Genomic DNA, 13,242 nt, shown 5'->3' on the forward strand with positions numbered 1-13,242 from the left:
AACTTCACGCGACAGCGCGCCGCACAGCGCGGTGCGCCGCCTACGGCATCGTGGCGCAACCCGACTTGCACACCGCCTGCGCATGCCTTTCGCGCGGCTTCGAGCGCACGTGCCCGCCGCGTCTCCACGCTATGCTCTCGCAGCCGGTATGCGGGCGTCCGCTGCCAGGTTCGCGAAAACGCCGTTCGCGGCCACGTATAATGGCCGCATTCCGCGTCGCCCGCGGCCCGGCTGGGCCCATGCCGCGCTCGTTTCGCCGCCTGTCCGCCCGCTCGCGACGGCCGCGAACCGAACGCGTCCGCACGAGTCCAACCGGCGCGTTTCGCGTCGCCCGACGGTGTCGGGCGAGTGCCCGACACGCCCGTCGCCTTGCCGTTCAACCCTGCGCGTTTCGCACCGCACTTTCTGCCATCAGCCTGAATCGATCATGCGTCTGTCTTCCCAAGGCCTCAAGTCCCTCGCTTCCTCCATCGCCTTCGGCACCGCCGCGCGCAACGTAGCGCTCGGCGTGATGCTGCCCGTCGCGCTCGCGTCGACGATCGTCGTCGCCGAGGCGAAGCCGGCCGCCAAGGCCAAGGCCGCGCATGCGGCGCCGGCCGCCGAGCAGTTCACCGGCGCGCCCGCGACCTACATGCCGGGCGCGGTGCCGCCGCCGGGCGTGAACGCGCGCTCGTGGGTGCTCGTCGACGCGACGAGCAACACGGTGCTCGCATCGGGCAATGCGGACGAACGCGTCGAGCCGGCATCGCTGACGAAGCTGATGACCGCGTACCTCGTGTTCGAGGCGCTCGACAAGAAGAAGATCTCGATGGAGCAGATCGTCACGCCGAGCGACGCGGTGCGCCGCGTCGGCCGCGACGAGTCGCGCATGTTCATCGAGGCGAACAAGCCGGTGTCCGTGCACGACCTCGTGTACGGGATGATCATCCAGTCGGGCAACGATGCCGCGATCGCGCTGGCCGAACTCGTCGGCGGCAGCGAAGGGCAGTTCGTCACGCTGATGAACGACGAGGCGGCGCGTCTCGGCATGAAGGGCACGCACTTCGCCGACGTGAACGGCATGCCCGACCCGAACCACTACACGACGGCCGGCGACCTCGCGAAGCTGTCCGCGCACCTGATCCGCGATTTTCCGCAGTACTACGGCATCTTCTCGGAGAAGGAATTCAAGTACAACAACATCCGCCAGGGCAACCGCAACCGGCTGCTGTGGCTCGACCCGACGGTCGACGGCCTGAAGACGGGCCATACGCAGGCGGCCGGCTTCTGCCTGATCGCATCGGCGAAGCGCGCGATCCCGGGTGTCGACGGCCAGCGCCGCCTCGTGTCGGTGATGATGGGCGAGCAGAAGGAAAACGACCGCACGCAGGACAGCATGAAGATGCTGAACTACGGCTACAGCGCGTTCGATTCGGTGCGCCTGTTCAAGGGCGGCCAGGCGATCTCGACGCCGCGCATCTACAAGGGCAAGGACAACACCGTGCAGGTCGGCGTGAAGGGCGACCAGTGGGCGACCGTGCCGCGCGGCCTCGGCGACAAGGTCAAGACCGAAGTCGACGTGAACGCGCCGCTGATCGCGCCGCTCGCCGAAGGCCAGCAGGTCGGCACCGTGAAGATCGTCGCCGACGGCAAGACGCTGTCCGAATTCCCGGTCGTCGCGCTGCAGGCCGTGCCGGAAGCGGGTATCTTCGGACGTATCTGGGACTCGATCCTGCTGATGTTCAGCAAGAAGAAGTAAGCACGACGGGCCTTTGTTTTCACGACTTCATCCCCATCTGTCATAGCCATGAGCCAAGCCGAATTCGAACCGATCGTCTACCTCAGCGTCTCGGCGCAGGAGGAACTGGTGCCGCTGTCCGAAGCCCGTGTGCCGGTGCTCGACCGCGGATTCATCTTCGGCGACGGCGTGTATGAAGTCGTCCCCGTTTATGCGCACGACGGCGCGCACGTGCCGTTCCGGATCGAACAGCATCTGGACCGGCTCGCGCGCAGCCTGAAGAAGATCGGCATCGACAACCCGCACGATGCGGCGGGCTGGCGCGCGTTGATCGAGCGGGTGGTCGCGGCGAACGCCGAAGGCCTCGGCGACGGCAACGCGCTCGTCTACCTGCAGGTGACGCGGGGCGTCGCGAAGCGCGGCCACGCGTTCCCGGCGAACGCGGTGCCGACGGTGTTCGCGATGACGAGCCCGCTGCGCCTGCCGTCGGAAGAGGAGCGCGCGAAGGGCGTGCGCTGCGTGACGGCCGAGGACCGTCGCTGGCTGCATTGCGACATCAAGTCGATCTCGCTGCTCGGCAACGTGTTGATGGCGCAGCATGCGGCCGAGCGCGATGCGTTCGAGACGATCCAGCTGCGCGACGAAAACGTGACGGAAGGCTCGTCGTCGAACGTGTGGATCGTGAAGAACGGCGAACTGTTCGCGCCGCCGCGCAGCAACAAGATCCTCGAAGGGATCCGCTACGCGCTGGTCGAGCAGCTGGCCGACGAATGCGGGATCCGGTTCGTCGCGCGCGAGATCAGCGAGGTCGAACTGCGCTCGGCCGACGAGATCATGCTGACGTCGGCCACGAAGGAAATCCTGCCTGTGACGTCGCTCGACGATCTGCCCGTGCAGGGCGGCAAGCCGGGCCCCGTGTTCGCGGCGCTGTATGACGCGTACCAGCGTGCGAAGGCACGCGAGTTTGAACAGTTTGACCTAACCCGGAGAAAATGATGAGCGAACCGACCAAAACCGTCGAGGTCACCGGCGCGATCGAGACCCGGAAGGAGTCGCTGCTGGAGTTTCCGTGCGATTTCCCGATCAAGATCATGGGCAAGGCGCATCCCGAGTTCAAGGACACGATCTTCAAGGTCGTGGCCGTTCACGACAACGAGATCGACGTCGAGAAGATCGAGGAGCGCGCGTCGAGCGGCGGTAATTACACGGGCCTGACGATCACTGTGCGCGCGACGAGCCAGGAACAGCTCGACAACATCTACCGCGCGCTGACCGGCCATCCGATGGTCAAGGTCGTGCTCTAAGGGGCCGTTCCGGTGGCCCGGGATCAGCGCAAACTGCCGCTGATCCCTTTCCATCCTCCCTCCAGCGCGCACTCGGCGGGGCATTTTCCCGCCGCGCGCCGCGCGTCCAGCTCGTCGCACAGCCGCTTGTATTCGGCGACCTCCTCGAACAACCAGGTCCGGAACGCCTGCACGCGCGGCGTGTTGAGCAGCGGCGGCGGACACACGAAAAAATAGTGCCACGGGCTCGGCCCGTCGATGTCGAACAGGCGCACGATGCGCCCGTCGAGCAGGTCGTGGACCGCGAGCGAGCGGCGCACCAGCGCGATGCCCTGGCCCTCGATCGCGGCCAGCAGCAGGTTCGACGAATCCTGGTACAGGATCCCCCGTTTCGGCTCGGTCAGCGTATCGAGCCCGGCCGCGTCGAACCACGGCCGCCACAGCTCGTCGTCCGAGCGCAGCAGTGGGTAGTGCACGAGATCGGCGGGCGTCTGCGGCAGCTTGCCGCCATTCAGCGTCGGCGCGCAGGCCGGAAAGAACACCTCCTCGAACAGCGGCTCCACGTGCAGCCCCGGATAGCTGCCGAAGCCGAAGCGGATCGCCAGATCGACGTCGTCGCGCGCGAAATCGGTGAGCGAGTTGGTCGACTGCAGTTCGACGTCGATTTCCGGATGCCGCTCGATGAACGTGCCGATGCGCGGCGTGATGAAGCGCGCGGCGAACGACGACAGCATCGACACCACCAGCCGCCGGTCGCGGTCGCTCGCGCGCACGTCGCGCGTCGCGTCGGCGATCACCATCAGCGCGGTGCGGATCTGCTGCGCGTACCGCATGCCGGCGTCGGTCAGGCACAGCCGCTTGCCGTTGCGCGTGAACAGCTGCACGCCGAGCTCTTCCTCGAGCGCGCGCACCTGGTGGCTGACCGCGCCGTGCGTGACGAACAGCTCGTCGGCGGCGCGCGAGAAGTTCTCGTGGCGCGCGGCGGCTTCGAACGCGCGAATCGCGTTCAGCGCGGGGAGCTGGCGGAGGTCCATTTGCTAATTTTCCTCACATCGACGTGAAAATTGGTCGTTTGGTCGGACGCCTTCGAGTGACTACGATTGTAGCCATCGGAGCACTTATTGGCGGAGTCGATCATGCAAGAAATCTCTTCAAGCATCACCTTCGAAATTCCCCCGGGCGAGACCGTGCCGATGAGGGTGCAACGCAGCACGCGGCTGGTCGTCCAGTGCGGGCCGGTCTGGGCGACGCGCAGCAACGACGTCGACGACTACTTCCTGGCCGACGGCGAGACGCTGAAGCTGCGCCGCGGCGAGCGGCTGTGGCTCAGCGCGGAAGGCCGCGAGGGCGCGTGCGTCGCGTTCTCGGTGTCGCGGCCGCCGCGGGAAGTCGCGCTCGGCGGGCTGACCCGGCTGCGCCAACGCGTGAGCGCGCTGTTCCATGACGGCTGGCGCACCGTCTGACCATCATTTCATCCGACGGATACCGGCGATCCGTCCCCCTCCCCAGGCCGGCGAGACCCACGGGTTTTCGGTAAACTACCGCCCATGTCCGTTTCGCCGGTTTCCATCGTGTCCACGCCTGTCGCCGTTTCCGCATCGCCCGCCGGAGCCCCGGATCAGCCGGTCCAGCCGGTCACCGTGCGCTGGCGGGGCAGCGAGGCGTACGAGGCGAGCTTCGACGCGATGCGCACGTTCACCGATACGCGCACGGCCGACACCGGCGACGAGATCTGGGTGGTCGAGCATCCGCCCGTCTACACGCTCGGCCAGGCCGGCGACCCGGCGCACCTGCTGGTGGCCGACAGCGGCGTGCCGCTCGTGAAGGTCGACCGCGGCGGACAAATCACTTACCACGGCCCCGGCCAGATCGTCGTCTACCTGTTGCTGGACCTGCGCCGGCGCAAGCTGATGGTGCGCACGCTCGTGACGAAGATCGAGGAGGCCGTGATCGAAACCCTCGCGGCGTATAATCTCGCTTCGGTCCGCAAGGCGGGCGCGCCGGGGATCTACGTGGCATCCGGCGTGCACGAGGGCGCGAAAATCGCGGCCCTCGGCCTGAAGATCCGTAACGGCTGCAGCTATCACGGGCTGAGCCTGAACGTGAAGATGGATCTGCGCCCGTTTCTTGCGATCAACCCGTGCGGCTATGCCGGACTGGAAACCGTCGACATGGCGAGCCTCGAGGTTGCCGCCGACTGGAACGACGTCGCCCGCACGCTGGTGCGCCGTCTGATCGCCAACCTCGACGGCGCATCCGCGGCCGCCGACAAGCCGCACGCACTGGAACAATCGAATGACTGACGTTACCGCTTCTCCCGCACCGGCCGATACGGCCGCGACCCCTGCCTACGATCCGACCGCCAAGCAGAAGGCGCAGGCGAAGACGGCGCGCATCCCGATCAAGGTCATTCCGATCGAAAAGCTGAAGAAGCCCGAGTGGATTCGCGTGAAGGCGGCCACCGGCAGCTCGCGTTTCAACGAGATCAAGACGATCCTGCGCGAGCACAACCTGCACACGGTGTGCGAGGAAGCGAGCTGCCCGAACATCGGCGAATGCTTCGGCAAGGGCACCGCGACGTTCATGATCATGGGCGACAAGTGCACGCGCCGCTGCCCGTTCTGCGACGTCGGCCACGGTCGTCCCGATCCGCTCGACGCCGATGAACCGAAGAACCTCGCGCGCACGATCGCGGCGCTCAAGCTCAAGTACGTGGTGATCACGAGCGTCGACCGCGACGACCTGCGCGACGGCGGTGCGGCTCACTTCGTCGAGTGCATCCGCGAAGTGCGCGAGCAGTCGCCGGACACGCGCATCGAAATCCTGACGCCGGACTTCCGCGGCCGTCTCGACCGCGCGATCTCGATCCTGAACGCCGCGCCGCCCGACGTGATGAACCACAACCTCGAAACGGTGCCGCGCCTGTACAAGGAAGCGCGCCCGGGTTCGGACTATGCGCACTCGCTGAAGCTGCTGAAGGACTTCAAGGCGCAGCATCCGGACGTCGCGACGAAGTCGGGCCTGATGGTCGGCCTCGGCGAGACGGAAGAGGAAATCCTGCAGGTGATGCGCGACCTGCGCGCGCACGACGTCGACATGCTGACGATCGGCCAGTACCTGCAGCCGTCCGAGCACCACCTGCCGGTGCGCGCGTACGTGCATCCGGATACCTTCAAGATGTACGAGGAAGAGGCGTACAAGATGGGCTTCACGCACGCGGCCGTCGGTGCGATGGTGCGTTCGAGCTATCACGCCGATCTGCAGGCGCATGGGGCCGGGGTGGTCTGATCGCTCGCTGACGCTCCACGCATAAAAAGACCCGCTTTGCGGGTTTTTTTATGCATTTCTTTGTCTCGCTGTCCTGACGAAGCGAAGCATCGCCTTCTAGCGCAGCACAATTTCGTCAGTGCTTCCAGCAGCAGTCAGCATTCGGTCGATCTTGCGTCATTCCGCCTTCACACTCCTGCTGGTCATGGCAAAGTGTCGCGATCCGTTACTGATTGACGTGAATCAGCCATAGCTGAAGAGACCAGATCGGGTAAGCGCGGGGCCATCACGTCGCATCGTGCCATTACCGGACACGGGCTCTTAGTCTTCAAGCTCGCGAAAACGGGCATCGCGCATTCTGATACTCTGGATCCACAGTTTCCAGTCCTCGGCCGAGATATAGGCGCCAGCCTCTTCCCTTCCTTCTTTCAGAAAGCTCGTCTGTTCATCCAGGCTCAGGCTTTCCCAGAACGAGTCCCATACATAGTTCAGCCAGTAGTGAGGGTCGCCCTGACCGATATGCAGAACCGGTCCGAACTCATACAACGCGATCCACGGCGGGGTGGGGTGGAAGCCTTGTTCCGAGAGCTTCGCAATCAGTTCAATATCGTTGGAGAGCAAGCGCACGACTCGCTCTGCAAACCTCCATGTGGGGGAGATGATGGTGCTCAGCGACTGCCCGTCGACTTCGCGGATGAAATGGAAATACGCAACCTCGTCCCTGCCTTGCCGCACGAGATTGAGCAAAGCTGGAAACTGGCCAGGCTGAACATGATGAACCAGACCAAAAGCATTGATACCTGCATCGCCTTGATATATCGGCTTGGGATAGGTGGGAAGTTGCTGCTGTTCCAGATCGATCGCGCCTGAGCCGAAAATAGCTTGCAATTCACCGAGCGACCTTCCAAAGGCATCTTCCAGACTCTTCAGACTTTCCCGCTCCGCACGCTTCGTTTGCAACTCTTCAACCTTGCGCTTGAAGAAAGACACATCTCCTCCCTCATCATTTATCCGGGATCTGGCCGGCAATCATAGAACCGCCGAAATAGCCGATGGCGCCAAAGACGATGCCACCGATGGCGCCGGTTATTACGGCACCAGGCCCAAGTTCAATACCAACCATCGCACCCGCTGTAGCCCCCACCCTGGCTCCAGCAACGGCGCCGGCCCAACTACCTGCCCATCCACCAGCCTGGCGAATGACTTCCTTTTCCAGAGGACGAATGGACTTTAGACGAATGGATTCATTGGATGCCACCGAGAGGTCATAGCCGGTAAAAGCGAGGCCGACAACCCGCACAACCCGAGCATATTTGACGATGCCGAGGCTGATAGCCAAACCGCGCTGCGAGAACACACCTTCACCTGGCACCATTGGCCGTGGTTGAACCAGAACCTCCTTGTCCATGGCCAGGACTTTTTGTTTGATATGTTCCGCCCACCGCCTGTCTTTTGAGCGAGCCTTGGCGGCATATTCATCGATGGCTCGAACGATTTCGTCGGTCGTCACGAGCCTCGCTCCTGCTCGCTTGGCTTTGGCGATGTCGACATACACAGTCTTGCCCGCCATTCTGCCCGCGCCTTCAGGGTAGGTGCGACTGGCAGAGGCATAGGAAGTTAGCTTGTCGTATTCCAGCACGTGCTCAACCACGCTGCCTGGAGCTTTGACCTTGCCCCTGTTTCGCGAATCCCATAGCTGAGGAAATTATGCGGCTTCGCCCTGCTGAGCCGTGAACCAGTTTTGCTCGAATGTCATGGGGCTGACGTAGTCGAGCGTTGAGTGTAGCCGGCGCGAATTATAAAAACCAAGCCAGTCGACGATTTCATCCATCGCCGCACGCCGCGTCGCGAAGTGTCGGCCGTGAAGGCGGGCAACCTTTAGCGAACCCCACAGACTCTCCGTCGGGGCGTTGTCCCAGCAATCGCCGCGTCGGCTCATCGACGAGCGCATGCCGTAGGCCTTCAGCGTGTCCTGGAACAGGCCGCTGCAATACTGGCTACCCCGGTCGCTATGCACGATGACGCCGGCCTGTGGGCGGCGTCGGAACCACGCCATGCGCAACGCGTCGGTGACCAGCTCAGCTTTCATGTGCGGTTGCATCGACCAGCCCACCACCTGCCGGCTGAACAGGTCGATGATGACAGCCAGATAGACCCAGCCTTCGGCCGTCGCACAGTACGTGATATCGCTGGTCCAGACCTGGTTGGGCGTCGTAGCGGTGAAGTTGCGCTCCAGTAGGTTAGGAGCCACCGGCAGGTTGTGATTCGAGTTCGTCGTCGCGATGTACTTGCGCTTGTGTCGTGCACGGATGCCATGCTGCGCCATCAGCTTGCGAACGCGCTCCTTGCCCACGCGTACCCCGCGTGCAACCAGTTCCTTCCACATGCGCGGCCAGCCATATTCGCCCTTGACCTGCGCGTGAATGGCCTTGATGTGCGCGAGCAGGGCATCGTTGCTTACGTGGCCTCTGTGCGGCTTGTCGCCGCCGGTGCGCTGCTGGCGCTGGTGATATCCGCTGGGGCTGACTTCCAGCGCTTCACACAGGACTGAGACTGGCCAGTGGTGTCGATTCCGGTCAATGAACGCGCACTTCACATCGACTCCTTCGCGAAGTACGCTGCGGCTTTTTTTAAAATATCCCGCTCCATCTTCAGACGAGCCACTTCCGCACGCAACCGCGCCAGTTCCATCTGTTCTGGACTGACCGGCTTTGCGCCGGCTCCGGCCAGCTTGCCTTCCCGGTCAGCCTTTACCCAGTTGTACAGCGTCTGTTCAACCAAACCCAATGTCGCCGCCACCGCCGCCATGCTTTGCCCGGCCTTGACCAGCCGCACCGCTTCCAGCTTGAATTCGAGCGTGTACTGTGCCCGTTTTGCCTTGCCTGTCATTGTTCTTCTCCTTGCGTGAGTTTACCTGCTCAGCAAGGGATTCGTTTTTCGGGGGCAAGCTCACTTTGGGACCGCCCTTGCTCCACAGACCATATTTCTCTGGATAGACTTCGCGCATCTCACCAAGCGGTGAGAGTTCAAGTTGCTTGAGATATGGATCGTTGATCGTGCTGTACGTGCGACGGACCAACATGCCGTCCTTTCCGACTTCTTCAACAGTAACAAAGAAGAAAATGCGAGCAGGCATGTGATGCCCGAGGACATCATACTTGGAGTCAGCGGTAGTGTTTGTCGTTGTTCGATATACGAAGTTGCTCATTGCTCCCACCGCTCCAGAGCTTGCAGGCCGACTGCAATGTCCAGCTTTGACACATCTTTCGTGTAGACGCGAGGACAATAACCTTGGGCGTCCGTCAGCCCCTTATAGACTGCCCCTGTTGACGTGCGAATGTGATAGGGCGAACTGCAAACAGGTTGACTATTGGCGTCGAGTACGCGGACGCGCTCATCGTAGTTGCCTCGATACTCTTCCGTCAGAGATTGCACTGAAGATCCGTATCCCATCTCGGCGAGGTTATGAGACTCGACGCTATGAAAGCTATCGGTTTGGGAAGCGATCATTACAGGAGGAGGGTGGCATTTGCAAAGGCACAAGTCGCCATCAAGCGCCTGTTCTTTACCCATCAAATGATCCGGCCAACGAGGACCTTGTGCCGCGATCACACCCGTGGACCGGCACGCGTTACAAACGACCTGAGCGCCAACAAAAGTCAGGGCTGTGCCGTGATGCGTGCAACTGTCTACCCCCTCGATGACGATGCCGCCGGTAGTCGACTTGTCGCCAACTTTAAGCAAGTACCGTTTCATGCTCCTCACCTGTTTTCGCAACAGGCGAAGAATTATCATGGTGGCATAGTGCGCAGCAATCAGACAGGTACTGAAAAATCTGCAATCCGAATTTTTTAGAAATCTTCCGGGTTTATCTATTTTTCACAGCGAATGTGTGGAGCTTGGAAGTCTTGCAAGTTCGCTAAGACTTTGCATCGACTGACGAGCGGGGGGGTACGCGCGGCAACGACCCGCCACCGCACGACAATCGTCGCCGGACCGGACGCGCGATCCATTTCAGCGTGGAAAGCAAAGCTGAAACGGCATCGATAGCTTCGCAGGATAAGTTCGCTCCCGCCGCGCGCAAAGCCCGTAAAGTCGGCTCTCCCGCAGCAATGCCCGCATTCCGAAGGAGAGCCGCATGTCCCGTTTCAGCTTCATCCGCCGCGCCGTCGTCGCGCTGACCGCCTTTGCCGCGCTCGGCGCGGCGCACGCCGAATCGCGCGAAGTCGTGATCGCGTACCAGGACATGGTCGTGCCGTGGCGCTACGCGCAGGCGAGCGGTGAAGTCGAAAAGGCGACCGGCTACAAGGTCACGTTCCGCAAGCTCGACAGCGGCGCCGATGTGATCCGCGCGCTCGCGTCGGGCTCCGTGCAGCTCGGCGAAGCCGGCTCGAGCCCGATCGCGGCCGGCCTGTCGCAGGGGCTCGACATTTCGCTGTTCTGGGTGCTCGACAACATCAACGATGCCGAGGCGCTCGTCGCGCGCAACGGCTCGGGCGTGACCAGCATCGCCGCGTTGAAGGGCAAGAAGATCGGCGTGCCGTTCGTGTCGACGTCGCACTTCCATACGCTCGTCGCGCTGCAGGCCGCGGGCGTCAATCCGAACGACGTGAAGGTCGTCAACCTGCGTCCGCCCGAAGTCGCGGCGGCGTGGGCGCGCGGCGACATCGACGCGACCTATATCTGGGATCCGGTGCTCGCGAAGGTCAAGCAGTCGGGCACCGTGCTGACGACGTCCGGCCAGGTTGCGAAGGAAAGTGGCAAGGCGACCTTCGACGGCTTCGTCGTGAGCCGCAAGTTCGCGCGCGAGAACCCCGAGTTCGTCACGCGTTTCGTGAAGGTGCTCGCGGCGGCAGACGCCGACTACCGCGCGCATGCGGCGGCGTGGAAGGTCGGCTCGCCGCAGGTCGCGGCGGTGGCGAAGGTGTCCGGCGCGAACGCGCAGGACGTGCCGGCCAGCCTCGCGCTCTACGCGTTCCCGACGGCGGCCGAGCAGGCATCGCCGACGTGGCTCGGCGGCGGCGCGCAATCGGGCGCCGCGAAGTCGCTCGCGGCCACGGCCACGTTCCTCAAATCGCAAGGCACGATCCAGACGGTGCTGTCCGACTATTCGGCCGGCGTCGATCCGCAGTTCGTGCAGAAGGCCGCGCGCTGAGCGCGGCCATTCAGCCCACTCATCGCGGAGCCCCGATCATGAGCACGCTGGAAGTCCGTCAGGTATCGGTCGCCTATCCGGGCGAGCGCGGCAGGCCGACGACGCAGGCGCTCGCGCAGGTCGACCTGCGCATCGATGCCGGTGAATTCGTCGTCGCGCTCGGCGCGTCCGGGTGCGGCAAGACCACGCTGCTGAACTGCATGGCCGGCTTCGTCGCACCGACGACGGGCGACGTGCGGGTCGACGGCGTGCCGGTCACGGGCCCCGGCGCCGATCGCGGCGTCGTGTTCCAGAAATACGCGCTGCTGCCGTGGCTCGACGTGCTCGACAACGTCGCGCTCGGACTGCGCTTCGCGCGCGTGTCGAAGGCCGAACGCGATGCACGGGCGCGCGAGATGCTCACACTCGTCGGCCTCGAGCGTCATGCGCGTGCGCGCGTGTACGAGCTGTCGGGCGGGATGCAGCAGCGGGTCGGCATCGCGCGTGCGCTCGCGAGCGACCCGCGCGTGCTGCTGATGGACGAACCGATGGGCGCGCTCGATGCGATGACGCGCGGCACGATGCAGGCGCTCGTGCTCGACGTGTGGGCGCGCACCGGCAAGACGGTGTTCTTCATCACGCACGACGTCGAGGAGGCGTTGTTCCTCGCGACGCGTCTCGTCGTGATGACGCCGGGCCCCGGTCGCATTGCCGAAACCTTCGAGCTGCCGTTCGCGCGCCGCTACGTCGAATCGCGCGATGCGCGCGCGGTGAAGTCGTCGCCGGACTTCATCGCGTGGCGCGAGCGGTTGATCGCGTACCTGCATCGCGACGAGGCGGCGGCGGAGCCCGCGTGATGAGTGAACTCGCACGGCACGGGGTGGCCGTGGGGCGCGGCCGGAACAGCACTTTGCACAGGCAGGACAGCATGAGCACACAGGATTCTTGGACGGCCGATCGTGCGGCCGCCGATTTCGAACGGGACGATCGCACGCCGCGTCGGGCGGCGCCGCGCCGTGCGCCGTCGTCGCGCCGTTACCGGTTGCCGGGGCAGGGGAAGACGGCCGGGTTGAGCGCCGCGACGGTCGCGGCGCTGGCCGTGCTGTGGTGGGTCGCGACGCATCTGCAGTGGCTGCCGCCGCTGTTCCTGCCCGCGCCGGAAGCAGTGTGGACCGCATTCGTCGATGCGTGGCACGGCCGCATCCAGGGCGGCCTGCCGTTGTCGGACCATCTGTTGTGGAGCGCGGCCCGCGTGTTCGGCGCGTTCGCGCTCGCGACCGCGATCGGCGTGCCGGCCGGCATCCTGATGGGCGTGAGCCGCGTCGCACGCGGCGTGCTCGATCCGCTGCTGGAATTCTACCGGCCGCTGCCGCCGCTCGCGTATCTGCCGCTCGTCGTGATCTGGTTCGGCATCGACGAGACGGCCAAGCTGGTCGTGATCTTCCTCGCGTGCTTCGCGCCGATCGCGATGGCCGCGCGCGCCGGCGTGCGTGCCGCAACCGTCGAGCAGATCAACGCCGCGTATTCGCTCGGCGGCAGCTTCGCGCAGATCGTGCGCCATGTCGTGCTGCCGGCCGCGCTGCCGGAAATCCTCACCGGGCTGCGGATCGCGATCGGGTTCGGCTGGACGACGCTCGTCGCGGCCGAGATGGTCGCCGCGACGGCCGGGCTCGGGCAGATGGTGCTCAACGCGTCGAGCTTCCTGCGCACCGACATCGTCGTGATGGGCATCCTGCTCATCGGCGCGATCGCGTGGCTGTTCGATCTCGCGATGCGGTGGGTCGAGCGGCGGGTGGTGCCGTGGAAGGGGAGAGGGTGACGTCACACTGACGGCACGGGCA

The 13,242-nt window shown here is 64.2% G+C and carries 15 protein-coding genes; 9 read left to right on the forward strand and 6 right to left on the reverse strand.

Features of this window, described 5'->3' with window-relative positions:
- The first annotated feature begins 427 nt into the window (after positions 1 to 427).
- From DFS13_RS16440 to DFS13_RS16450, 3 genes are read left to right on the forward strand one after another with little or no spacing between them, the layout of a single operon-like run.
- Entirely contained in the window at positions 428 to 1,738 is a 1,311-nt protein-coding gene (locus tag DFS13_RS16440) for a D-alanyl-D-alanine carboxypeptidase family protein (protein ID WP_006485243.1), read from the forward strand.
- A gap of 48 nt (positions 1,739 to 1,786) precedes the next feature.
- The gene (locus tag DFS13_RS16445; RefSeq protein WP_006485237.1) at positions 1,787 to 2,713 is read left to right on the forward strand and encodes a D-amino acid aminotransferase; all 927 of its coding nucleotides are present in this window, start codon (positions 1,787 to 1,789) and stop codon (positions 2,711 to 2,713) included.
- The gene (locus DFS13_RS16450) at positions 2,713 to 3,021 is read left to right on the forward strand and encodes a YbeD family protein (protein ID WP_011546305.1); all 309 of its coding nucleotides are present in this window, start codon (positions 2,713 to 2,715) and stop codon (positions 3,019 to 3,021) included. Before DFS13_RS16445 ends, DFS13_RS16450 begins: the two co-directional genes overlap by 1 nt.
- Before the next feature lie 23 nt (positions 3,022 to 3,044).
- Here the strand turns inward: DFS13_RS16450 and DFS13_RS16455 are convergent, their stop codons facing one another.
- Positions 3,045 to 4,034 carry a transcriptional regulator GcvA gene (locus tag DFS13_RS16455; protein ID WP_111441881.1) on the reverse strand — a complete coding sequence of 330 codons (990 nt, stop codon included), beginning with the start codon at positions 4,032 to 4,034 and terminating at the stop codon, positions 3,045 to 3,047.
- Positions 4,035 to 4,136: 102 nt separating this feature from the next.
- Between DFS13_RS16455 and DFS13_RS16460 the strand changes: the two genes are divergently transcribed.
- From DFS13_RS16460 to lipA, 3 genes are all read left to right on the forward strand, one after another.
- Positions 4,137 to 4,463, forward strand: a complete 327-nt coding sequence (locus tag DFS13_RS16460; RefSeq protein WP_006485239.1) for a DUF2917 domain-containing protein — start codon at positions 4,137 to 4,139, stop codon at positions 4,461 to 4,463.
- A gap of 84 nt (positions 4,464 to 4,547) precedes the next feature.
- A complete protein-coding gene (lipB, locus tag DFS13_RS16465) occupies positions 4,548 to 5,303 on the forward strand; it encodes a lipoyl(octanoyl) transferase LipB (RefSeq protein WP_111441882.1) in 756 nt (251 codons plus the stop codon).
- The gene (gene lipA / locus DFS13_RS16470) at positions 5,296 to 6,288 is read left to right on the forward strand and encodes a lipoyl synthase (RefSeq protein WP_006485242.1); all 993 of its coding nucleotides are present in this window, start codon (positions 5,296 to 5,298) and stop codon (positions 6,286 to 6,288) included. The genes lipB and lipA overlap by 8 nt, the downstream gene beginning before the upstream one ends.
- A gap of 300 nt (positions 6,289 to 6,588) precedes the next feature.
- Here the strand turns inward: lipA and DFS13_RS16475 are convergent, their stop codons facing one another.
- The 5 genes from DFS13_RS16475 to DFS13_RS16490 form a co-directional block, all read right to left on the reverse strand.
- Complete coding sequence (locus tag DFS13_RS16475) at positions 6,589 to 7,257, reverse strand: hypothetical protein (RefSeq protein ID WP_060265670.1); 669 nt, start codon at positions 7,255 to 7,257, stop codon at positions 6,589 to 6,591.
- Between the two features lie 13 nt (positions 7,258 to 7,270).
- Complete coding sequence (locus tag DFS13_RS16480; RefSeq protein WP_134163150.1) at positions 7,271 to 7,906, reverse strand: glycine zipper family protein; 636 nt, start codon at positions 7,904 to 7,906, stop codon at positions 7,271 to 7,273.
- 66 nt (positions 7,907 to 7,972) lie between these two features.
- Positions 7,973 to 9,156, reverse strand: a protein-coding gene (locus DFS13_RS16485) for an IS3 family transposase (RefSeq protein ID WP_111441884.1) whose coding sequence is annotated in 2 segments (ribosomal slippage) — positions 7,973 to 8,889 and positions 8,889 to 9,156 — 1,185 coding nt in all. Because the reading frame shifts where the segments join, the coding sequence is not laid out codon by codon here.
- Positions 9,041 to 9,475, reverse strand: a complete 435-nt coding sequence (locus DFS13_RS39905; RefSeq protein WP_134163149.1) for a hypothetical protein — start codon at positions 9,473 to 9,475, stop codon at positions 9,041 to 9,043. The genes DFS13_RS16485 and DFS13_RS39905 overlap by 116 nt, the downstream gene beginning before the upstream one ends.
- The gene (locus DFS13_RS16490) at positions 9,472 to 10,023 is read right to left on the reverse strand and encodes a PAAR domain-containing protein (protein WP_166677914.1); all 552 of its coding nucleotides are present in this window, start codon (positions 10,021 to 10,023) and stop codon (positions 9,472 to 9,474) included. Before DFS13_RS16490 ends, DFS13_RS39905 begins: the two co-directional genes overlap by 4 nt.
- Positions 10,024 to 10,405: 382 nt before the next feature.
- On the opposite strand from DFS13_RS16490, the gene tauA reads away from it, so the two are divergent.
- Genes tauA through DFS13_RS16505 form a run of 3 tightly spaced genes read left to right on the forward strand, consistent with a single transcriptional unit; the run spans position 10,406 to position 13,220 of the window.
- Complete coding sequence (gene tauA, locus DFS13_RS16495) at positions 10,406 to 11,422, forward strand: taurine ABC transporter substrate-binding protein (RefSeq protein WP_111441885.1); 1,017 nt, start codon at positions 10,406 to 10,408, stop codon at positions 11,420 to 11,422.
- A 38-nt stretch (positions 11,423 to 11,460) separates the two neighbouring features.
- Positions 11,461 to 12,258 carry a taurine ABC transporter ATP-binding protein gene (locus DFS13_RS16500; RefSeq protein ID WP_006499066.1) on the forward strand — a complete coding sequence of 266 codons (798 nt, stop codon included), beginning with the start codon at positions 11,461 to 11,463 and terminating at the stop codon, positions 12,256 to 12,258.
- The gene (locus tag DFS13_RS16505; RefSeq protein ID WP_077055806.1) at positions 12,258 to 13,220 is read left to right on the forward strand and encodes an ABC transporter permease subunit; all 963 of its coding nucleotides are present in this window, start codon (positions 12,258 to 12,260) and stop codon (positions 13,218 to 13,220) included. Before DFS13_RS16500 ends, DFS13_RS16505 begins: the two co-directional genes overlap by 1 nt.
- Positions 13,221 to 13,242 lie beyond the last annotated feature (22 nt).

It is taken from the genome of Burkholderia sp. 28_3 (genome assembly GCF_003253915.1).
Classification (GTDB): domain Bacteria; phylum Pseudomonadota; class Gammaproteobacteria; order Burkholderiales; family Burkholderiaceae; genus Burkholderia; species Burkholderia cenocepacia.